The organism is Aquipseudomonas ullengensis, from assembly GCF_014174475.1.
GTDB lineage: Bacteria > Pseudomonadota > Gammaproteobacteria > Pseudomonadales > Pseudomonadaceae > Aquipseudomonas > Aquipseudomonas ullengensis.
This window is the reverse complement of record NZ_JACJUD010000005.1, coordinates 177,372-197,639: the sequence shown is the minus strand read 5'-3', so window position 1 is coordinate 197,639 and position 20,268 is coordinate 177,372. Positions and strand designations below refer to the sequence as shown.

Genomic DNA, 20,268 nt, shown 5'->3' with positions numbered 1-20,268 from the left:
GGCTCTACGCCGCGCATTCGCATTCAAGGACATCATGAGCAAGCCCACCGTCGATCCCAAAGCCAGTCCCGCAGCCGCCAACTTCCTGCGCCCGATCGTTCAGGCCGACCTGGACAGCGGCAAGCACGCCAAGATCATCACGCGCTTCCCGCCGGAGCCCAATGGTTACCTGCACATCGGTCATGCCAAGTCGATCTGCCTGAACTTCGGCCTGGCCAAGGAGTTCGGTGGCGAGTGCAACCTGCGCTTCGACGACACCAACCCGGCCAAGGAAGACCAGGAATACATCGACGCGATCAAGAGCGACGTCGAGTGGCTGGGCTTCCAGTGGGCCGGCCAGGAGCGTTACGCCTCCAACTACTTTGACCAGTTGCATGACTGGGCCGTCGAACTGATCAAGGCCGGTAAGGCCTACGTCGACGACCTGTCGCCGGAGCAGGCTCGTGAATACCGCGGCAGCCTGACCGAGCCGGGCAAGAACAGCCCGTTCCGCGAGCGTTCGGTGGAAGAGAACCTCGACCTGTTCGCCCGCATGAAGGCCGGCGAGTTCGCCGATGGCGCCCGTGCCCTGCGCGCGAAGATCGACATGGCCTCGCCGAACATGAACCTGCGCGACCCGATCCTCTACCGCATCCGTCACGCCCATCACCACCAGACCGGCGACAAGTGGTGCATCTACCCGAGCTACGACTACACCCACGGCCAGTCGGACGCCATCGAAGGCATCACCCACTCCATCTGCACCCTGGAGTTCGAAGACCACCGCCCGCTCTACGAGTGGTTCCTCGAGCAACTGCCGGTGCCGGCGCAGCCGCGTCAGTACGAGTTCGCCCGTCTCAACCTGAACTACACCATCACCAGCAAGCGCAAGCTCAAGCAGCTGGTCGATGAAAACCACGTCAATGGCTGGGACGACCCGCGCATGTCGACCCTGTCCGGGTTCCGCCGCCGTGGCTACACGCCGGCGTCGATCCGTACCTTCTGCGACATGATCGGCGTCAACCGCGCCGGCGGCGTGGTCGACGTCGGTATGCTCGAATTCGCCATCCGTGACGACCTCGACGCCAACGCCGCGCGCGCCATGTGCGTGCTCAAGCCGCTGAAAGTGGTCATCAGCAACTACCCGGAAGGCCAGGTCGAGAACCTCGAGCTGTCGCGCCATCCCAAGCAGGACATGGGCGTACGCGTGCTGCCGTTCAGCCGCGAGATCTACATCGACGCCAGCGACTTCGAAGAAACCCCGCCGGACGGCTTCAAGCGCCTGATCCCGGGTGGCGAAGTGCGCCTGCGCGGCAGCTACGTGATTCGCGCTGACGAAGCCATCAAGGACGCCGCCGGCAACATCGTCGAGCTGCGTTGCAGCTACGACGAAAACACCCTGGGCAAGAACCCCGAAGGCCGCAAGGTCAAGGGCGTGATCCACTGGGTGCCGGCCGCCGAGAGCGTGGAATGCGAAGTGCGCCTGTACGACCGCCTATTCCGCTCCGCCAACCCGGAGAAGGCCGAAGAGGGCAGCAGCTTCCTCGACAACATCAACCCGGATTCCCTGGTGGTGCTCAAGGGCTGCCGCGCCGAGCCGTCGCTGGCCAATGCGGCGCCGGAAGAGCGCTTCCAGTTCGAGCGCGAAGGCTACTTCGTCGCCGACCTGAAGGACTCGCAACCCGGTAAACCCGTGTTTAACCGTACCGTAACCCTGCGCGATTCCTGGGGTTCGTAAATGGCACTCTCCATCTACAACACCCTGAGCAAGGTCAAAGAGCCGTTCAAGCCGCTGGTGGCCAACCAGGTGCGCATGTACGTATGCGGCATGACCGTGTACGACTTCTGCCACATCGGCCACGCCCGCGTGATGGTGGCGTTCGACGTGGTCACCCGCTGGCTGCGTCATCGCGGCTATGACGTGACCTATGTGCGCAACATTACCGACATCGACGACAAGATCATCAAGCGCGCCAACGACAACGGCGAGCCGTTCGACGCGCTGGTCGAGCGCATGATCGCCGCCATGCACGAGGACGAGGCGCGCCTTTCCGTGCTGCGCCCGGACATCGAGCCGCGTGCCACCGGGCACATCGACGGCATGCACCAGATGATCCAGACCCTGATCGACAAGGGTTACGCCTACGCCCCGGGCAATGGCGACGTGTACTACCGCGTCGGCAAGTTCGTCGGCTACGGCAAGCTGTCGCGCAAGAAGATCGAAGACCTGAAGATCGGTGCGCGCATCGAGGTCGACGAAATCAAGGAAGACCCGCTCGATTTCGTCCTGTGGAAGGGCGTCAAACCGGGCGAGCCGAGCTGGCAGTCGCCCTGGGGCGCGGGCCGGCCGGGCTGGCACATCGAATGCTCGGTGATGTCCACCTGCTGCCTGGGCGAGACCTTCGACATCCACGGCGGCGGCCCGGACCTGGTGTTCCCGCACCACGAGAACGAGATCGCGCAGAGCGAGGCGGCCACCGGCAAGCTCTACGCCAACGCCTGGATGCACGCCGGCGCGGTGCGCGTGGACGGCGAGAAGATGTCCAAGTCCTTGGGCAACTTCTTCACCATCCGTGAGGTGCTGGAGAAGTACCATCCGGAAGTGGTGCGCTACCTGCTGGTGTCCAGCCACTACCGCAGCCCGATCAACTACTCCGAAGACAGCCTCAAGGAAGCCAAGGGCGCCCTGGAGCGCTTCTACAACGGCCTGAAAGGTCTGCCCGAGGCTGCACCGGCCGGTGGTGAGGAATTTGTCGAGCGCTTCGCCGTGGCGATGGACGACGACTTCAACTCGCCGGAAGCCTGCGCCGTGTTGTTCGAGATGATTCGCGAGGTCAATCGCCTGCGTGAGTCGGACGTACAGGCTGCCGCCGGCCTGGCCGCTCAGCTCAAGGTCCTGGCCAGCCTACTCGGCGTGCTGCAACTGCAGCCGGACGACTTCCTCAAGGCCGGCGCCGCCGGCAAGGTCGACGCCGCCGAAGTCGAAGCGCTGATCGCTGCACGCCTGCAGGCGCGTGCCGAGAAGAACTGGGCTGAGTCCGACCGCATCCGCGACCAGATCACCGCCCTGGGCGTGGTCCTGGAAGACGGCAAGGGCGGCACCACCTGGCGCCTGGCTGAGTAAGCTGTTCGCTGCAATGAAAAAGGCCGCTCTGAGAGCGGCCTTTTTTATGGCTGGCGCGTGGAGGGTGTGTTTCGTCTCGCCAAGTCACGTCGCGAAATAAGAGCGATATTCGCATTCTGCTGCGACCAAGTTGCGTGTTCGTCTCCTCTGACTAGGCTACTGCTTGTCATGGCAGGGGATGCTCAATGTGGCGTACCAGCGCCCTCGCGGCGCATTTTTCGGCGCAGAACAACTGGGCGACCAGCTTGACTCGCAATGGAAGCTGCTCAGCAGGGGGCAGGGTTGGAGCGAGTCCGGCGATATCCGTATGGATAACCCTGCCGCTCGGCTATCGGCCTACCACGTCATTCTGCCGTGCAAACCAGCGCTCGCTCGGCACTCCCCAATGGAACAGCCAAATTCGCTGAAGAATTGAGCAGGCGCTGCCGTGCGGTCTTATTTCTCACCAGCCAAGGAGGTTTCATGAGAGTTGCATCGCTACAGGTGTTGACCGGCGTGTTCGTGTGTCTCGGTGCCGCGCCCGTGCTGGCCGGTTCGGCAGGCTTTGCCGGTATAGCAGCCAGCGCCGATAGTGCGGAAACCGCCAGCGATAACCCCGCCGGCATGGCTCGCCTGGACAAGCCCAGTACGTCCATCAGTCTGATGCAAGCCACCGGGTTCGGTACCTTCGAGGTAGATGAGGGGAGGACCACTACCAGTGGTGGCGACCCGGATAACGACCTCAACCCTGTGATGATTCCCCAAGCCTATTATGTCCGGCCGCTCACCGAGACAATCCATGCCGGTATCTCGCTAACCATTCCGTCCGGGTTCGGCTCGCAATACGGCTCCGACTGGGCCGGCCGCTACTACAGCGACAGCTACTCGCTGGTATACGTGGCCGTCACACCGGCGCTGTCCTGGCGCATCAACGAGCAGTGGTCGCTAGGGGCCTCTGTGGGCATCAACTACATCTCGTCGCAATCGGAAGTGGCCATCAACACGCTGACGCCTGGCGCCGGTGATGGAAAGCTGGAGGCCGACCTCGACGGAGTGGGCACCAACTTCAGCCTCTCGCTGCTGTGGGAAATGACCGAGAAGACCCGCTTCGGTCTGGTCTATACCAGCGAGTCGAAGACCGATATTGACGGCGATCTCAAGTTCCGCAACACCGGGCCAGTGATCGGAGGCCTGCTGGAGCGAGGCACCTTGGATGACGAAATCGAGGTCGAGCAGGTGATGCCGCAGCGGATCATCGGCGGCGTGCACCACGAATTGGATTCGGGGGCGTTCATCGTCGCCGACCTTGCCTGGGTAGAGTTCTCCAGGTTCGGTGCCAACTCCATATCTATGGACGGTACTACCCTCGACCTGGATGACGGCGGCTTCAACAACTTCTGGGCCGGCACCCTGGGCTACGGCTTCCCGGCTAACGGGGGCCTTCGCTATACCCTCGACACCTTCTACGTACAGGCACCGGTGGACGACGACAAGCGGACCTTGGCCATGGCGCTAGACCGCATGTGGGGCGTAGGTGCCGGGGTGCAGGTGGACCACGGCAACGGCAAGGCCGTCGAGTTCAATTTGCACCTGGTGGACTTCGGAAAGTCACCCGTGGATACCGGCCCCTCGGCCTTGCGCGGGCGAGTGGTGGGCGAAACAGAGCACCCTTACGCCGTAATCGTTTCCGGGGCCTATCACTTTTAACGCTTGCGAAGGGCAGCTTCTTGCCGACTGGGTGGAAAAGCACTGCCTGAAAGAGCGGCTACTCGGCCGCTCGAAAACGCCGATTGTGGTGCTGCTAAGTAAAAGCCAAGACAGCTCCGTTAAACGTCGCCCACGCTCTTTCGTGACGATATCGAGGCGGTTTTTTCAACAGAATCGGCCTAGCGTTTGTAACAAATTCTTTTGCATCTGGCCCCGCCCTCGTCACCATGGCTATAGCCCATCCCCCCCCACAAATGACGCATCAATTTCTATAGCGCCCCTCCCAAAACGACCGCTGTAGAAGCCCCGCTTTCTCATCGGTGCTTGCAACTTCATCATTTCGGGCTACGTTTTTTTCTGAGTCTATTTGACCGAATAGTCGGGAAGTGCCATCTGGCTGAAACCGCCTTGAACTCGCGGTATTGGCACCCTCGACGCGTACTGCTGGCAGTTGCCGGGAACGGCACAGCTCATTAAGTAATAGGGAGATTTCAATGCGTATGACCGCCTCCACCGCCCTGCATGCCCGTTCTTCTTCTGCGAAGATTTTCAGGTTCGGTGCTTCTTTCCTGCTCGCCGCGAGTGTCTCGATGGCCACTCAAACGTGGGCCGCAGAAGCTCCCAAGCCAGCAACCAGCGCCACCAAGGCCGCAAACGACGCGTTGCTGAAGGAGCTGCCGTTCGACGACAAGACGTCGTTCGAGTTGGCTCATAAAGGCTTCATCGCACCGCTGCCGGCGGAGCCGATCAAGGGCGCCAAAGGCAACATGATCTGGGACCCGGCCAAGTACAACTTCATCAAGGAAGGCCAGGCGGCCCCCGACACCACCAACCCCAGCCTGTGGCGCCAGTCGCAACTGATCAACATCTCCGGCCTGTTCAAGGTCACCGAGGGTCTCTATCAGGTGCGTAACTACGACCTGTCGAACATGACCATCGTCGAAGGCAAGTCCGGTATCACCGTCATGGACCCGCTGATCTCCAGCGAAACTGCCAAGGCCGCCCTCGAGCTGTACTTCAAGCATCGGCCGAAGAAACCCGTGGTAGCGGTGATCTACACCCACAGTCACGTCGACCACTACGGCGGCGTGCGCGGCGTGGTGGACGAGGCCGATGTCACCTCCGGCAAGGTCAAGATTTATGCCCCACTGGGCTTCCTCGAGCATGCGGTTGCCGAGAACGTCATGGCCGGCACCGCTATGAGCCGCCGAGCCAGTTATATGTACGGCAACCTGCTGCCGCCGAACGAAACCGGCCAGCTGGGCGCCGGCCTGGGCACCACTACCTCCGCTGGCACCGTAACCCTGATCCCGCCGACCGATATCATCCAGAAGACCGGCGAGACCCACGTGATCGACGGGCTCAACTACGAGTTCCTCTACGCGCCGGGCAGTGAGGCGCCGGCCGAGATGCTCTTTTACATCAAGGAGCTGAAGGCCCTGAATACGGCCGAAGACTCTACCCACACCCTGCACAACACCTACTCGCTGCGCGGCGCGAAGATCCGCGAGCCGCTGCCTTGGTCCAAGTACCTCAACGAGACGCTGAAGCTATGGGGCGACGATGTGCAGGTGATGTACGCCATGCACCACTGGCCGGTCTGGGGCAACAAGGAGGTCAAGGAGCAGCTGTCGTCGCAGCGCGACATGTACCGTTTCATCAACGACGAGACCCTGCGCCTGGCGAACAAGGGGTACACAATGACCGAGATCGGCGAGCAGGTGAAACTACCTAAAAACATCGCCACGCACTTCTCCAACCGCGGCTACTACGGCTCGCTGAACCACAACGTCAAGGCCACCTACGTCCTGCACCTGGGCTGGTTTATCGGTAACCCCGCCACCCTCAACGAGCTGCCACCGGAGGAAGGAGCCAAGCGCTATGTCGACATGATGGGCGGCGCTGACGCAGTACTGAAAAAGGCCAAGGAGTACTACGACAAGGGCGATTTCCGTTGGGTAGCCGAGGTGGTCAACCACGTGGTGTTCGCCGACCCGAACAACCAGGCGGCGAAGAACCTGCAAGCCGATGCGCTGGAACAGCTGGGCTATCAGGCCGAGAGTGGCCCGTGGCGCAACTTCTACCTGACCGGCGCCCAGGAGCTGCGCAATGGCGTGCAGAAACTGCCGACACCGGACACCGCCAGCGCCGACACCGTCAAGGCCATGGACCTGGACCTGTTCTTCGACTATCTGGCCATGCGCCTGAAAGGGCCGGAGGTTGCAGACAAGCACATCACCCTCAACTTCGATTTCACCGACCTGAAGCAGAAATACGTGCTGGAGATGGTCAATGGCGTGCTCAACCACACCGAGGGCATGCAGTCGAAAGATGCCGACGCGACCATCACCCTGACCCGCGCCACCCTGAACAAGGTCATGCTCAAGGAGACCACCTTGAAAGACGCGGAGAGTTCAGGTGCGATCAAGGTGCAGGGCGAGCAGGGCAAGCTGGAGGAGTTGATGAGCTACATGGATAACTTCGACTTCTGGTTCAACATCGTCACTCCGTGACGCACCGCCTGGTGCTTGATGGCATCAAGGGCAAGCCATTGGCGGAAGCTGATGGTTTGCCCTTCCTTTTGCCGAAGCGTCGCCCTCACACATCAGGGGGCAATGCAACTCGGCCACCAGGACCTCCCTTGCGCATCTCATGTTCTGGCAGCGCGTGGCTGTCGCAAGCGCAACGTTGCCCACTTATGCCAAGCGTTCTCGCAGGATCGCTATCACCAGGAGCAGTACGATGAAGACGAAGTCGCTGGCGTTACCCGTTTCCCTTGCACTCATCATTCTCACGGGCTGTACGAGCAAGTACGTCGAGCCCGAGCAGTACTCCGGGTTTCTGATCGATTACAGCATCCTCAAGGAAGACAAATCGCCGTCCGGGGCGCCCGTCATGCGCTGGGTACAACCGGGTGTGGATGTGAGTCGCTTCACCAGTGTCTATATCGAGCCCAGCCAGCTCTACCCGCAGCCTCAGCCTACCGAGAAAGTCCCGGCGAGTACCTTGCAGGGCATTACCCAATACTACGATCAGGTCCTGAAAACGCAGTTCGCCAAGGCCTTGCCGTTGGCCAACGGCCCTGGACCGGGTGTATTGATCGTGCGCCCTGCTATTACTGCCGTCAGTGCCAAGACCAAGGGGCTACGGCCCTACGAGGTGATTCCCATCGCCCTGGTTGCCGCTGGGGTTAGTGTCGCTACTGGTATTCGTGACCAGGACACCAGCCTCTCAACCGAAGCAATCTTCCTCGACAGTGACAACAAGGTGGTGGCCGAAGTGGTGCGAAAGGGCGCAGGTAAGGAGCTGGAAAACTCATCTCAGGTCCTGCAAGCCACAGACGCTCGTGCCGTGCTCGATGGCTGGGCAGCGGACATGTTCAAGTCATTCGAGATGCTCAAATCTAAGTAGGAGGGGAGCCCTACGCTGTACTCACGGCGTGGGCCTACTGAACTCAATAGAGCCGTCTTTGCGCACACACTTCTGACTCGGCAGGTGACAACTATGGCTTCAAACAATCAGTGGATATGTACCGCTTCGACCCTCGCAGCAGCACTGTGCCTGGCACCTGCCACCCATGCCGAAGACTCGGCGGAGCTGGCCAAGCAAGCCCTCAACCCGGTCGCGGCCATGTACAGCCTTCCGGTGCAGTACAACTGGGACCAGAAGATGGGGCCAAGCGGTGACGGCATGCGCAGTCTCACCAATATTCAGCCCGTGTTGCCCTTTACGCTGAATGACGACTGGAACCTGATTTCTCGCACCATCCTGCCTGTCATCGATCAGCATGGTCTGGCTGCGAATGGGGCAGCAGACAAATCCGGGGTTGGCGATATCACCCAAAGTTTCTTCTTCTCGCCGAGAAAGCCCACGGCCAGCGGCTGGATTCTGGGGGCGGGCCCTGCGCTGCTGATACCCACCGCCAGTGACGAGTTGCTGGGCAGCGAACAATGGGGGCTCGGCCCGACGGTGGTCGCACTGAAGCAATCCAATGGCTGGACGCACGGCGTCCTCGCCAACCATATATGGGGCCTGGAAGGCAGTCCTGCGGATGACAAGGACAAGGTCAACCAGACATTCATGCAGCCCTTCCTTTCGTATACCAACGCAACGCTCACCACGTTTGGCGTCAACAGCGAGTCGACCTACAACTGGCAATCGCGTGAATGGTCGGTCCCGGTCAACCTGACAGTGACTCAATTGTTGAAGCTCGGTGGGCAGCCTTTGACTGTGCAAGCAGGGCCGCGGTATTGGCTAGACAGCCCGACGGATGGGCCGCAAGGCTGGGGATTTCGTGTGGCCGTGACGTTTTTGTTCCCCCGCTGAAAAGCTATGAGTCGGCCCGGATTTTGTAATCAGCGAATAGCCATATCTGGCCGACAGTCGCCCACCACACACTTGCCCCGACCTCTCACTTTTGGTTAGCGTGCGTCCCTTCGGTCAGAATCTGGCCACCTCGCAGTAGTCGCCTCATGGAAGTGAAGTCGTATATGACGCGTGCGCAAAATACGCAGGACCGGGTCGAGCAGGGCGATCCGCTGGATCGGCGCCTGCAGGCCCGGCGCTTGGCGCAGATCGCCAATGTGGTGTCTGTGGTGCTGCTGTCTATCGGTATCTATCCCTTGCTAGTGGGGGACTGGCTGAATGCCGCGATGGTGCTGTCGGCACTGGTGATGGTGCTGCTCGGGCGGTACCTGAACCAGCGTGGCGCCACCGAGGTGGCGATTACGCTGGTGCTGGTGTCGCTGACCCTGCTGCTGAGCATTTCCCTGTGGTTCAGCCAGGGCTTGTACAGCGGTGCGCTGCTAGCGTTTCCCGGTGTCCTGATCGTCGCGGGCATGGTGGCGCCGCTGCGCCAGTTCATCGGCCTGCTGCTGAGCATGCTGGCGGTGGTGGCGTTCCTCACTTATGCGGCGCTCAGTGGCCTGCAGCATTTCGAACCGCGGCCGCTGAGCATCGGGCGGATGGTCAACGTCAGCAGCATCCTGCTGATGTGTGCGGCGGCGGTGTGGCTGCTGGCCAATGACCTGCGCCGCACGCTGTTGCGCCTGCAGCAGGAAATCCTGCGGGTGAAGGATTCCGAAGCCAACTTTACCCACCTGGCGCAGCACGATGCGCTGACCAATCTGCCCAACCGCCTGCTGGTCCACGACCGCATGGAACAGGCCATCGGCCAGGCGCGGCGCTACGGCAAGCGCGTGGCGCTGCTGTTTCTCGACCTGGACAACTTCAAGACCATCAACGACTCCCTTGGCCATAGCGCCGGCGACGAGTTGCTCAAGGAGGTTGCCCTGCGCCTGCAGGGCTCCGTGCGCGAGATGGATACGGTGAGCCGCCAGGGCGGTGACGAGTTTCTGATGACCCTGGCCGATGTCGACGACCCGGCGGCGGTGTCGGCCGTGGCCGCGCAGGTGCAGGAGAAACTGGCGCAGCCCTTCGCCCTCAAGGGCATGCAGATCGTCACCTCGATCTCCATCGGCATCGCCCTGTTTCCCGAGGATGGCGACGATTTCGAAACACTGCTGATGCATGCGGACATGGCCATGTACCAGGCCAAGGCGGCGGGGCGTAATGGCTTTTGCTTCTTCGACGCGCAGATGAACGCCGATACCCACGAGCGCCTGGGGCTGGAGCTGGACCTGCGTCAGGCCCTGGCCCGCGAGGAGTTCGTGCTGCATTACCAGCCGATCGTGGATATCCGCAGCGGTCGCCTGTTGGCCACCGAGGCGCTGATCCGCTGGCAGCACCCGCAGTTGGGGATGATCGCGCCGGATCGCTTCATCGGCGTGGCCGAGCGCTCGGGGCTGATCGTCGAGATCGGCGAGTGGGTGCTCAACGAGGCGTGCCGGCAGATGATGCTCTGGCAGGCCGCGGGTCTGCCGCGCATGGTGGTGTCGGTCAACCTCTCGGCTGTGCAGTTTCGCCGCAGCAACCTGGAGGTCATGGTGCGCGCGGCCCTCAACCGCTACGGCCTTAACCCGGCCTGCCTGGAACTGGAACTGACCGAGTCGATTCTGCTGCAGGATTCCGAAGCCTTCATCGACATGCTCTATCGCCTCAAGGCGCTGGGCGTGAAGCTGTCCATCGATGACTTCGGCACCGGCTATTCCAACCTGTCCTACCTGCAGCGTTTTCGCGTCGACAAGCTGAAGATCGACCAGTCGTTCGTGCGCCGCCTGCAGGACAATGCCCAGGATCAGGCCATCGTCACGGCGATCATCCAGATGGCTAAAAGCCTCAAGCTGCTGACCACCGCCGAGGGCATCGAGGATGAGGCCGTGCGCCAGTTGCTGGCCGAGCTGGGCTGCGATCAGGGGCAGGGCTACCTGTTCGCCCGGCCGATGGCGGCTGAGTATTTCGCGGATTTTGCCAGGTCGACTGTCTCGGCGAGCAGCCCGCTGTCAGGTTTGCAGGCACCGCGCTGAGTCGGGCAGGGCGCCGGCGGTTTGCCTGCTCGGGGGCCGCCTCATTCACGTCTGAAACTGCAGCACCGAGTTCTGCATGCTGCGCACCACGCCTTCCAGGCGCTGGGCGGCGCCGGCCAGGTCATGCACAGTGCGGTTGTTCTGTTGCGACATCTGGGCGATGTGTTCGACGCGCTGGGCCACTTCGCTGCTGGCCTTGCTCTGCTCGCCGATGGTGTGGGAAATCTCCTCCACCACTTCCGCTGCGCGGTGCGCGCCGCCCCTGATTTCATTGATCGACTCGCCGGCCTGGCGGGCCAGGCTGACGCCGTCGTTCACCCGCGTCACGCCGGTCTGCATGCTGTTCACCGCTTGCTCGGTGCTGCTGCGGATACGCTCGATCATGCTGGTGATTTCCTGGGTCGATTGCGCGGTGCGGGCCGCCAGGTTGCGCACCTCGTCGGCGACCACGGCAAAGCCACGTCCGGCCTCGCCAGCCCGTGCCGCTTCGATGGCGGCGTTGAGGGCGAGTAGGTTGGTCTGCTCGGCGATGCTCTTGATCACCTGGATGATCGAGTGGATTTCTTCGGACGACTGGCCCAGGGCGGTGATGGTGGTGGAGGACTCGTTGACCGCGTCGGCGATCCGGCTCATGCCTTCGACCACGCCGAGGATCACCTGGCCGCCGCTGCTGGCCAGGTCTTCGGATTGCGAGGAGATTTCCTGGGCATCGCGGGCGTGGACGGCGATCTGCGCGATGTTCTGGATCATCTGTTCCATGGCGGCGGCCATGCTGGTGGCGCTGTCGGATTCGGCATTGGCGCTGTGCACGATGCTTTGCGAGGCGTCGTTGAGGTGCTGGGCGGTCTGCTGCAACTGGGTGCTTTCCTGGCGGATGGTTTCGATCATCTGCCGCAGGTTGCCCTGCATGTCGGCCAGGGCCTGTTGCAACTGGCCGGCTTCGTCGTTGCTGTCGACGCTGATGATGCTGCGCAGGTTGCCCTGGGCAATGGCGCGGGCCACGGCTACGGTCTTTTCCAGCGGGCGCAGCACGGCTTTCATCAGCTGGCCGGTGAGCAGGGTGAGCAGGCAGCATACTACCAGGATGCCGCCGATCAGCAGCCAGGCGGCCTGGCGTACCGCGGCTTCGCTGTCGCTGCGGGTTTTTGCGGCATGCTGTTCGATCAGCCCGCTGAGCGCTTCATTCTTCTCTTCCAGCACGCCGAAGCTTTGCATGAAGTTGGGTAGCTCGCTGCGCGCGGCCTGTGGATCACGCAGCGCACTGGCGCTGATGCGTTCGGCTTCGGCGATGTAGGTGGTCAGTGCCGGCTTGGAGTCGGCAATCGCCTGGCGGATGTTGGCGCTCAGCGGCAACTTGGAGTTGGCTTCCAGGGCGCGCTGGAACCAGGCGCTGTGCTCATGCAGGTCGCTGCGCACCTGCTCGGCTGCGGCGCTGTCACCGGCCTCGGCAACGAAGGCGGCGAGCACATCGGCGCGCAGGGCGTCGTGCATCATGTCGCCCTCCAGGTGATTGCGCAGGGCGGTTACGCTCAGCTCGTTCTCGGCCAGTGCCTCGGCCAGGCGGGTTTGTCCCCAGAAACCGATGCCGCCGAGCAGGGCAGCGGCGATCACACTGATGACGCCGCTGGCGATCATCTTCTGGCGAATTTTCATGGGTAGCACTCCAACGCAGTCGGGCGGTGGACTAAGCCTAGTTCACCGCTGGACGGGCAGGATCAGGCTTTTCCTGGCCTGCAGAGGCTGTCGACTCAGGGCGCTGGAAGGCTGGTTGGCGAAATTCGACTAAAAATCTCAGGCAGCTGTCGAATGGCCGTGTGCTGCTTCGACTACTCCACAGAGCCGCAGCACGTGCGGCGGTAACCAGGGATGTATAGAAGAGGAGAGCGACAATGCGTTTCATGGTGATAGTCAAAGCCACCCCGGAGTCGGAAGCCGGTGAAATGCCCAGCGAGGAGCTGCTGGCGGCCATGGGCCAATACAACGAGGAACTGGTCAAAGCCGGGGTGATGCAGGCGGGCGAGGGGCTGCATCCCAGCTCGCGAGGTGCCCGGGTGCGCTTTTCCGGCAGCCAGCGCAGCGTGGTCGATGGCCCGTTCGCTGAGACCAAGGAGCTGATCGCCGGCTTCTGGCTGTGGGAAGTGGCCTCGCTGGCCGAGTGCATCGACTGGGTCAAGCGCTGCCCCAACCCGATGCCGGGCGACAGTGAGATCGAGATTCGCCAGATATTTGCGGCCGAGGACTTCGGCGAAGCCTTCACTCCCGAGTTGCGTGAGCAGGAAGAACGCCTGCGCGCCCAGATGAACAAGAATTGAGGAGGACGAAATGAAACTCCATGCCTACCTGATCTTTGACGGCCAGTGTGCCGAGGCTTTCCGCTTCTATCAGCAGGTGTTCGGCGGCGAACTGATGGTGATGCCGTTCGCCGACAGCCCGGCCTGCGGCGACGTGCCAGCGGAACACCGCGACCGCACCATGCACGCCAGCCTGAGTGCGGGCGGCGAGCTGCTGATGGGCTCTGACAACATGCCGGGCGATTCCCATGGTGGGATCAAAGGCTGCCATATTTCGATCCAGGCCGACGACCTGGCGCATGCCGAGCGCCTGTATCGCGAGCTGGCGGCTCAGGGCTCGGTGCAGATGGAGTTGCAGAAGACTTTCTGGGCCGAAGGCTTCGCCATGCTCACCGACCGTTTCGGCGTGCCATGGATGATCAACTTCTCTGGCGACTGCCAGGCACTCGCCTGAGGTGAGCGGGATTAACGGGTGCCTGGTGGTTCGGCGTCTGGCGTAGGTGCCTCTGGCACCATTTCCAGCGCCGTCGGGCCGGTACGCAGCATCGGCACGAACTGCGCCGGCGACTCGGCGATCAGGTCGCTGACCCGGTGGATGCGGTAGAAGGCGTACATGGCCAGCACGCCGAGCGTGGCGGTGAAGTAAACCGGTAGCGCCACCGCGCCGAACTGCTGCATCAACAGACCGGCCAGCAACGGGCCGCAGGACGAACCGATGCCGTTGACCAGCAACAGGCTGGCCGAGCCGCTCAGGACTTCGTCCGGGTGCAACTGGTCGATCAGCAGGGCCACCGCCAGTGGGTAGATGGCGAACGACAGGCCGCCGAACAGGAAAAACAGCGCGAGCAGCGGCGTACCCGGGCCCAGTATCACCATCGTGGCGGCGGCTAGCGCGGCGCCGGCCACCACCCAGCTCAGCACCTTGCGTCGATCGTGGCGGTCAGAGTAACGGCCGATAGGCCATTGCAGCAGGGCGCCACCGAGGATGGTCAGGGTCATCAGCAGGCCGACGCCAGCGGCGTCCAGGCTGATCAGGTTGGCGTAAGCCGGCGCCATACCCCAGAAGCCACTCAGCCCGAGGCCGGACAGCGCCGAGGCCGCCAGCGCCAGCGGGGCGATGCGCAGCATCTCGCGCAAGTTGGCACTCGGCGAGTCTGGCAGGGTGGGCTGCAGCTGGCGGGTGAGGGTGACCGGCATCAGCGCCGAGACGATGATCATGCCGGCCAGGGCGAACAGGGTGAAACCGAGCGAGGTGTCGAGGCGCAGCAACTGCTGGCCGAGCGCCAGGGCGCCCAGGTTGACCGCCATGTACAGGGCCAGGATCTTGCCGCGGTTGTCGCTGTTGGCGCGGGCGTTGAGCCAGCTCTCGATGACCATGTACAGGCAGATCAGGGCGACGCCGTAGATCAAGCGCAGTGCCACCCAGACCCAGGGGTTGATGATCAGCACATGCAGCAGCGCGCAGATGGCGGCCAGCGCGCAGCAGAAGGCGAAGGCGCGGATATGGCCGACGCGGCGGATCAGCGGCCCACCCAGCCAGTTGCCGAGAAAGTAGCCGGTGAAGTAGCCGGACATGATCAGCCCGAGCAGGGTCGTCGAGTAGCCCTGTTCCGCCCCTTTGAGGGTGAGCAGGGTGTTGAGCAGGCCATTGCCGAGCAGCAGGAGTGCGACTCCGGTCAATAGCGAGCTGATGGGGGCGATCTGAGGCCACATGCTTTTTACCCTAGGAGAAGCCGGCGGAGCTGACAAGACTGGGTGTTTGGTCAGGCGGGTGTGGGCAAATGTTCCCCGTTCGTTCTGCGTTATGCTGTGCGCCCCTGTTTCGGACTCCGCCATGCTGGTGATCTCCAACTCCGTTCATCTGCCCGACGACGAAGTCGAGCTGACCGCCATCCGCGCCCAGGGCGCCGGCGGGCAGAACGTCAACAAGGTATCCAGCGCCGTGCACCTGCGCTTCGACAGCCAGGCCTCGTCGTTGCCGCCGTTCTACAAGGAACGCCTGCTGGAGCTGCGCGACAGCCGCATCACCGCCGAAGGCGTGGTGATCATCAAGGCCCAGCAGTACCGCACCCAGGAACAGAACCGCGCCGATGCCCTGGAACGCCTCGGCGAGCTGATCCGCAGCGCCGGCAAGACGGAAAAGGCGCGGCGCCCGACCAAGCCCACCCTGGGCTCGAAGAAGCGCCGTCTGGAAGGCAAGACCAAGCGCGGTGCGATCAAGGCCGGGCGTGGCAAGGTGGATTTTTAAGCGTTTGCTTGTATAAACGAAGCAGACGCTGCTTCGGCAGTGGCCTTCCCCTAGCCGTGTGATTCGCGCCGAACGAATCGCGTGTGGAGTTCACCCCATGACCGACCTCAACCAAGCCGTAGAAACCGACAGCGCGGTGTACAAGACCCTGCTCGAGTCGACCAAGGCGATCCCCTGGAAGATCGACTGGAAGACCATGACCTTCGCCTACATCGGTCCGCAGATCGAGAGCCTGCTGGGCTGGACGCAGCAGAGCTGGATCAGCGCCAACGACTGGGCCGAGCGCATCCATGAGGATGAGCGCGAGACGGTGGTGAATTTCTGCATCTCGCAGTCGCAGAACGGCGTCGACCACGAGGCCGATTACCGCGCCCTGACCAAGAGTGGCGACTATGTGTGGATTCGCGACGTGGTGCACGTGGTGCGCAACGCGGCGGGCGAGGTGGAGGCGCTGGTTGGCTTCATGTTCGACATCAGCGAGCGCAAGAAGACCGAAGAGCAAGTGCTGCGCCTGCAGAAGGAGCTGGAGGAGTTCTCCTACAAGGACGGCCTGACCGGCATCAACAACCGGCGCATGTTCGACTCGACCCTGCAGATCGAATGGGCCAACGCCCAGCGCACGCGCAAGCCGCTATCGCTGATCCTGCTGGATATCGACTATTTCAAGCAGTACAACGACCACTACGGCCATATCAAGGGCGACGACTGCCTCAAGCGCGTCGGCCAGGCGCTGCAAGACCTGGCGGTGCGCCCGCGGGACTGCATCGCGCGCTACGGCGGAGAGGAGTTCGTCCTGGTGCTGCCGGAAACCGACGGCCAGGCGGCCCGGCAAGTGGCCGAGCGCTGCCGCAAGCTGATCCACAAGCAGCAGATCCCCCACGAGCACTCCAATGTCGCGCCGTTGCTGACCATCAGCCTGGGTGTCGGCACCATCATCCCGGCCGTGGACGACACGCCGCTGAGCTTTATTGAGGCGGTGGACAAGCTGCTCTACCGCGCCAAGCAGCAGGGCCGCGATCGCCACGAACAGGCGACGTTCCTCGGCGAGCCGCAGGTGGGGCGCTCGGACCAGGGCTGAGCTCCACTCCTGTCGTCCTCGCGAAGGCGGGGATCCAGAAAAGCCATAACCGACTCGGTGATCCCGGGATGGGATTGGTATCTTCCGGCACGGATGAGGCTGCTTGCGGGGCTGTCATGGTGGATAAGCAGAGCGTTATCCACCCTACGGCGCCTGCAGGTTTGGGTAGGGTGGAAAACTGCGAAGCATTTTCCACCGATATGGCCCGGCGCAAGCAGCCGCTACGGTCAGATCAGCTCACTTGCGGCCTTCGGCACCAGCAGCAAGCAGGTCGGTGCGGGCGGCCATGATGAAGTCGTTGCGGTGCAGGCCCTTCATCTCATGGCTCCACCAGGTCACGGTGACCTTGCCCCACTCGGTGAGCAGGGCCGGGTGGTGGCCGACTTCCTCGGCGATCACGCCCACCGCATTGGTGAAGGCCAGGGCATGGCGGAAATTCTTGAACAGGTAGCTGCGCTCCAGCTCCATGTGGCCGTCGCGGACTTCGATATTCCAGTCCGGAATCTCGCGGATCAGCTCGGCCAGTTCCGCTTCGGACACATGGGGCGCATCGGCGCGGCAGGCTTCGCAGTTGGCTTGGGCAAGGCTCATCAGGTTTTCTCCAGGATTCGAGGGGGAACACAGCGTAGGTTGGCTTGAGCTTTGCGCCTCTCAATCCAACCAGCAGTTGTCAGAACCTGTTTAGGATCTTTTGAGCTAGAGCCAGGCAAGGCGCAATTGGGCGAGGCCGCGGAGTTTACGAGGTGTAAATGAGCAGGCCGAGCCCGATTGCAACGCAGTATGGCTGACGATCAAGAGATCCTAGGCAGGTTATCAAGCGGCCTTCGGCGGAAATTTCGGGCTATGCAGGCCCAGCTGCCGGGCGCGCTGGACCATGCCCATGATGTCTTCATGGGACAACTGGAACAGGCGCTTGAGTTCCGGCAAAACGAAGTACAACGGCTGCAGGATGTCGATGCGGTAGGGCGTGCGCATCGCTTCCACGGGGTCGAAGGCCAGGTGTTCCGGGGCGCTGGACAGGCTGTAGACGGTCTCCTTGGGCGAGGAAAGGATGCCGCCGCCATAGATGCGCCTGCCCTGCGGCGTGTCGATCAGGCCGAATTCGATGGTCAGCCAGTACAGCCGAGCCAGGTACACCCGCTCTTCCTTGCTGGCGGCCAGGCCGAGCTTGCCATAGGTGTGGGTGAACTCGGCGAACCAGGGGTTGGTCAGCAGCGGGCAGTGGCCAAAGACCTCATGGAAGATATCCGGCTCCTGCAGGTAATCGAGTTCCTCGGCCGTACGGATAAAAGTGGCGACGGGAAACTGCTTGCTGGCCAGCAGCTCGAAGAAGGTCTGGAACGGAATCAGCGCCGGCACCCGGGCCACGCTCCAGCCGGTGGCGGCCTGCAACACCCGGTTGATATCGCCCAGCTGCGGGATGCGCTCGTGGGGCAAACCGAGTTGTTCGATGCCGTCGAGGTATTCCTGGCAGGCGCGGCCTTCGATCACCTTGAGCTGGCGGGTGATCAGGGTATTCCAGCGTTCATGCTCGTCGGCCGGATAGTGGATAAAGCCGCTGACATCGGGCTCCCGGGCCACGTATTGCGTGGTTTTCATCGCCTGCCTCGCGTCCGCCGTCAACCCGGCGCTTGTTGTTGTGTTGACCTAGCAATAACGCAGCAGGTCCGGCAAAACAGCAGGTTGGTGCGGGCGCATGGGCGTTTGAGAGGGTTTAGCTTGTAAATAAAACATTACGAGTTGGCTGGAGTGGCGCATCGTCGCCTTGTTGCTTTGTGTTTTTGTCACATATTCTTGACGAATAATCTGTCGCAGCCAGCGATTGTTCCTGGCTGATCGCCATAACAAGACCGAACAGAGTCCCGCCATGCGCATCAAAGTCCACTGCCAGAACCGCGTCGGCATCCTGCGCGACATCCTCAACCTGCTGGTCGACTACGGCATCAACGTCGCCCGTGGCGAAGTCGGCGGCGAGCAGGGCAACGCCATCTATCTGCACTGTCCGAACCTGATCAACCTGCAGTTCCAGGCATTGCGGCCCAAGCTGGAAGGCATTGGCGGGGTGTTCGGGGTCAAACGCGTCGGCCTGATGCCCAGCGAGCGTCGGCACCTGGAGCTGAATGCGCTGCTCGGTGCGCTGGATTTCCCGGTGCTGTCGATCGACATGGGCGGCTCGATCGTCGCCGCCAACCGCAGCGCCGCGCAGCTGCTCGGGGTGCGTGTCGACGAGGTGCCGGGCATGGCGTTGTCACGCTATATCGACGATTTTGACGTGCCCGAACTGGTGCGCGCCAACCAGGCGCGGATCAATGGCCTGCGGGTGAAAGTGAAGGGTGACATCTTTCTCGCCGACATCGCGCCGCTGCAGTCCGAACACGACGAGAGCGAGGCTCTGGCTGGCGCCGTACTCACCCTGCACCGCGCCGACCGCGTCGGCGAGCGCATCTACCATGTGCGCAAGCAGGAACTGCGCGGCTTCGACAGCATCTTCCAGAGCTCGAAAGTGATGGCTGCGGTAGTGCGCGAGGCCCGGCGCATGGCGCCGCTGGACGCGCCGCTGCTGATCGAGGGCGAAACCGGTACCGGCAAGGAACTGCTGGCGCGGGCCTGCCACCTGGCCAGTCCGCGCGGGCAGTCGCCGTTCATGGCGCTCAATTGCGCGGGGCTGCCGGAATCCATGGCCGAGACCGAGCTGTTTGGCTACGGCCCCGGCGCCTTCGAGGGCGCGCGGCCGGAAGGCAAGCTCGGCCTGCTGGAGCTGACCGCAGGCGGCACCCTGTTTCTCGATGGCGTAGGCGAGATGAGCCCACGCCTGCAGGCCAAGCTGCTGCGCTTTCTGCAGGACGGCTGCTTCCGCCGGGTCGGCAGCGACGAGGAGGTCTATCTGGATGTGCGGGTGATCTGCGCCACCCAGGTCGACCTGTCCGAGCTGTGTAGCAAGGGGGAATTTCGCCAGGACCTGTACCACCGCCTCAACGTGCTCAGCCTGCACATTCCACCGCTGCGCGATTGCCTGGATGGCCTCGGCCCATTGGTCGAACACTTCCTCGACTCGGCCAGCCGGCAGATCGGCTGCTCGCTGCCCAAGCTGGCGCCCCAGGCCTTCGAGCGCCTCGGTCGCTACCATTGGCCAGGCAACGTGCGCCAGTTGGAGAACGTGCTGTTCCAGGCCGTTTCACTGTGCGAGGGCGGCACGGTCAAGGCCGAGCACATCCGCTTGCCGGACTATGGGGCGCCGCAGCCGTTGGGCGAGTTTTCCACCGAGGGCAACCTGGACGACATCCTCGGGCGCTTCGAAAAGGTGGTGCTGGAGCGCCTGTATGCCGATCACCCGAGCAGTCGCCTGCTGGGTAAGCGCCTGGGTGTGTCGCACACCACCATCGCCAACAAGTTGCGTCAGCATGGCTTGGGCAAGGAGTCCTGAGCGTCAGGAGCTT

The 20,268-nt window shown here is 62.7% G+C and carries 16 protein-coding genes; 12 read left to right on the top strand and 4 right to left on the bottom strand.

Going from position 1 to position 20,268, the window contains the following annotated elements; all coding sequences use genetic code 11:
• Window positions 1-34 precede the first annotated feature (34 nt).
• The 7 genes from H3H51_RS16005 to H3H51_RS21290 all read left to right on the top strand — a co-directional run bounded on the left by H3H51_RS16005 (window position 35) and on the right by H3H51_RS21290 (window position 11,214).
• Entirely contained in the window at window positions 35-1,717 is a 1,683-nt protein-coding gene (locus tag H3H51_RS16005) for a glutamine--tRNA ligase/YqeY domain fusion protein (RefSeq protein WP_183090057.1), read from the top strand.
• Entirely contained in the window at window positions 1,718-3,103 is a 1,386-nt protein-coding gene (cysS, locus tag H3H51_RS16000) for a cysteine--tRNA ligase (RefSeq protein WP_183090056.1), read from the top strand. It begins immediately after the preceding gene.
• A gap of 462 nt (window positions 3,104-3,565) precedes the next feature.
• On the top strand, window positions 3,566-4,789 hold the full coding sequence (locus H3H51_RS15995; protein ID WP_183090055.1) for an OmpP1/FadL family transporter: 1,224 nt from the start codon (window positions 3,566-3,568) through the stop codon (window positions 4,787-4,789).
• Window positions 4,790-5,379: 590 nt separating this feature from the next.
• The gene (locus tag H3H51_RS15990) at window positions 5,380-7,302 is read left to right on the top strand and encodes an alkyl/aryl-sulfatase (RefSeq protein ID WP_220791037.1); all 1,923 of its coding nucleotides are present in this window, start codon (window positions 5,380-5,382) and stop codon (window positions 7,300-7,302) included.
• Window positions 7,303-7,531: 229 nt separating this feature from the next.
• Entirely contained in the window at window positions 7,532-8,200 is a 669-nt protein-coding gene (locus tag H3H51_RS15985) for a DUF3313 domain-containing protein (protein ID WP_183090054.1), read from the top strand.
• 93 nt (window positions 8,201-8,293) lie between these two features.
• Window positions 8,294-9,115 carry a transporter gene (locus H3H51_RS15980; protein ID WP_183090053.1) on the top strand — a complete coding sequence of 274 codons (822 nt, stop codon included), beginning with the start codon at window positions 8,294-8,296 and terminating at the stop codon, window positions 9,113-9,115.
• A 164-nt stretch (window positions 9,116-9,279) separates the two neighbouring features.
• Window positions 9,280-11,214: a putative bifunctional diguanylate cyclase/phosphodiesterase gene (locus H3H51_RS21290; protein WP_183090052.1), complete on the top strand. Its 1,935-nt coding sequence runs from the start codon at window positions 9,280-9,282 to the stop codon at window positions 11,212-11,214.
• A gap of 45 nt (window positions 11,215-11,259) precedes the next feature.
• On the opposite strand, the gene H3H51_RS15970 is transcribed toward H3H51_RS21290, so the two are convergent.
• A complete protein-coding gene (locus tag H3H51_RS15970) occupies window positions 11,260-12,867 on the bottom strand; it encodes a methyl-accepting chemotaxis protein (RefSeq protein ID WP_183090051.1) in 1,608 nt (535 codons plus the stop codon).
• Window positions 12,868-13,103: 236 nt separating this feature from the next.
• Between H3H51_RS15970 and H3H51_RS15965 the strand changes: the two genes are divergently transcribed.
• A complete protein-coding gene (locus H3H51_RS15965; protein ID WP_183090050.1) occupies window positions 13,104-13,526 on the top strand; it encodes a YciI family protein in 423 nt (140 codons plus the stop codon).
• 10 nt (window positions 13,527-13,536) lie between these two features.
• A complete protein-coding gene (locus tag H3H51_RS15960; RefSeq protein WP_183090049.1) occupies window positions 13,537-13,959 on the top strand; it encodes a VOC family protein in 423 nt (140 codons plus the stop codon).
• An 11-nt stretch (window positions 13,960-13,970) separates the two neighbouring features.
• On the opposite strand, the gene H3H51_RS15955 is transcribed toward H3H51_RS15960, so the two are convergent.
• Window positions 13,971-15,218: an MFS transporter gene (locus H3H51_RS15955; protein WP_183090048.1), complete on the bottom strand. Its 1,248-nt coding sequence runs from the start codon at window positions 15,216-15,218 to the stop codon at window positions 13,971-13,973.
• 121 nt (window positions 15,219-15,339) lie between these two features.
• Here H3H51_RS15955 and arfB point away from each other — a divergent pair, with 121 nt between their 5' ends.
• Together arfB and H3H51_RS15945 are read left to right on the top strand one after the other, a co-directional pair.
• Complete coding sequence (arfB, locus tag H3H51_RS15950) at window positions 15,340-15,753, top strand: alternative ribosome rescue aminoacyl-tRNA hydrolase ArfB (protein WP_183090047.1); 414 nt, start codon at window positions 15,340-15,342, stop codon at window positions 15,751-15,753.
• A gap of 97 nt (window positions 15,754-15,850) precedes the next feature.
• Entirely contained in the window at window positions 15,851-16,831 is a 981-nt protein-coding gene (locus tag H3H51_RS15945; protein WP_183090046.1) for a sensor domain-containing diguanylate cyclase, read from the top strand.
• Between the two features lie 237 nt (window positions 16,832-17,068).
• Here H3H51_RS15945 and H3H51_RS15940 read toward each other — a convergent pair whose 3' ends face one another.
• Both H3H51_RS15940 and phhA read right to left on the bottom strand, forming a co-directional pair.
• Window positions 17,069-17,425 (bottom strand): 4a-hydroxytetrahydrobiopterin dehydratase, encoded by a 357-nt coding sequence (locus H3H51_RS15940; RefSeq protein WP_183090232.1) that lies wholly within the window; start codon window positions 17,423-17,425, stop codon window positions 17,069-17,071.
• A gap of 219 nt (window positions 17,426-17,644) precedes the next feature.
• Entirely contained in the window at window positions 17,645-18,430 is a 786-nt protein-coding gene (phhA, locus tag H3H51_RS15935; RefSeq protein ID WP_183090045.1) for a phenylalanine 4-monooxygenase, read from the bottom strand.
• Window positions 18,431-18,698: 268 nt separating this feature from the next.
• Between phhA and H3H51_RS15930 the strand changes: the two genes are divergently transcribed.
• On the top strand, window positions 18,699-20,255 hold the full coding sequence (locus H3H51_RS15930) for a sigma-54-dependent transcriptional regulator (RefSeq protein WP_183090044.1): 1,557 nt from the start codon (window positions 18,699-18,701) through the stop codon (window positions 20,253-20,255).
• Window positions 20,256-20,268: the final 13 nt, after the last annotated feature.

What these genes read in the sequence shown, in the direction of transcription:
- H3H51_RS15980 (WP_183090053.1), top strand. Translation starts at nt 8,294, where the DNA reads ATGGCTTCAAACAATCAGTGGATATGTACCGCTTCGACCCTCGCAGCA.
- H3H51_RS15990 (WP_220791037.1), top strand. Translation starts at nt 5,380, where the DNA reads ATGGCCACTCAAACGTGGGCCGCAGAAGCTCCCAAGCCAGCAACCAGC.
- cysS (WP_183090056.1), top strand. Translation starts at nt 1,718, where the DNA reads ATGGCACTCTCCATCTACAACACCCTGAGCAAGGTCAAAGAGCCGTTC.
- H3H51_RS15985 (WP_183090054.1), top strand. Translation starts at nt 7,532, where the DNA reads ATGAAGACGAAGTCGCTGGCGTTACCCGTTTCCCTTGCACTCATCATT.
- H3H51_RS15965 (WP_183090050.1), top strand. Translation starts at nt 13,104, where the DNA reads ATGCGTTTCATGGTGATAGTCAAAGCCACCCCGGAGTCGGAAGCCGGT.
- H3H51_RS15960 (WP_183090049.1), top strand. Translation starts at nt 13,537, where the DNA reads ATGAAACTCCATGCCTACCTGATCTTTGACGGCCAGTGTGCCGAGGCT.
- H3H51_RS15945 (WP_183090046.1), top strand. Translation starts at nt 15,851, where the DNA reads ATGACCGACCTCAACCAAGCCGTAGAAACCGACAGCGCGGTGTACAAG.
- H3H51_RS15970 (WP_183090051.1), bottom strand. Translation starts at nt 12,867, where the DNA reads ATGAAAATTCGCCAGAAGATGATCGCCAGCGGCGTCATCAGTGTGATC.
- phhA (WP_183090045.1), bottom strand. Translation starts at nt 18,430, where the DNA reads ATGAAAACCACGCAATACGTGGCCCGGGAGCCCGATGTCAGCGGCTTT.
- H3H51_RS15995 (WP_183090055.1), top strand. Translation starts at nt 3,566, where the DNA reads ATGAGAGTTGCATCGCTACAGGTGTTGACCGGCGTGTTCGTGTGTCTC.
- H3H51_RS15955 (WP_183090048.1), bottom strand. Translation starts at nt 15,218, where the DNA reads ATGTGGCCTCAGATCGCCCCCATCAGCTCGCTATTGACCGGAGTCGCA.
- H3H51_RS21290 (WP_183090052.1), top strand. Translation starts at nt 9,280, where the DNA reads ATGACGCGTGCGCAAAATACGCAGGACCGGGTCGAGCAGGGCGATCCG.
- H3H51_RS16005 (WP_183090057.1), top strand. Translation starts at nt 35, where the DNA reads ATGAGCAAGCCCACCGTCGATCCCAAAGCCAGTCCCGCAGCCGCCAAC.
- arfB (WP_183090047.1), top strand. Translation starts at nt 15,340, where the DNA reads ATGCTGGTGATCTCCAACTCCGTTCATCTGCCCGACGACGAAGTCGAG.
- H3H51_RS15930 (WP_183090044.1), top strand. Translation starts at nt 18,699, where the DNA reads ATGCGCATCAAAGTCCACTGCCAGAACCGCGTCGGCATCCTGCGCGAC.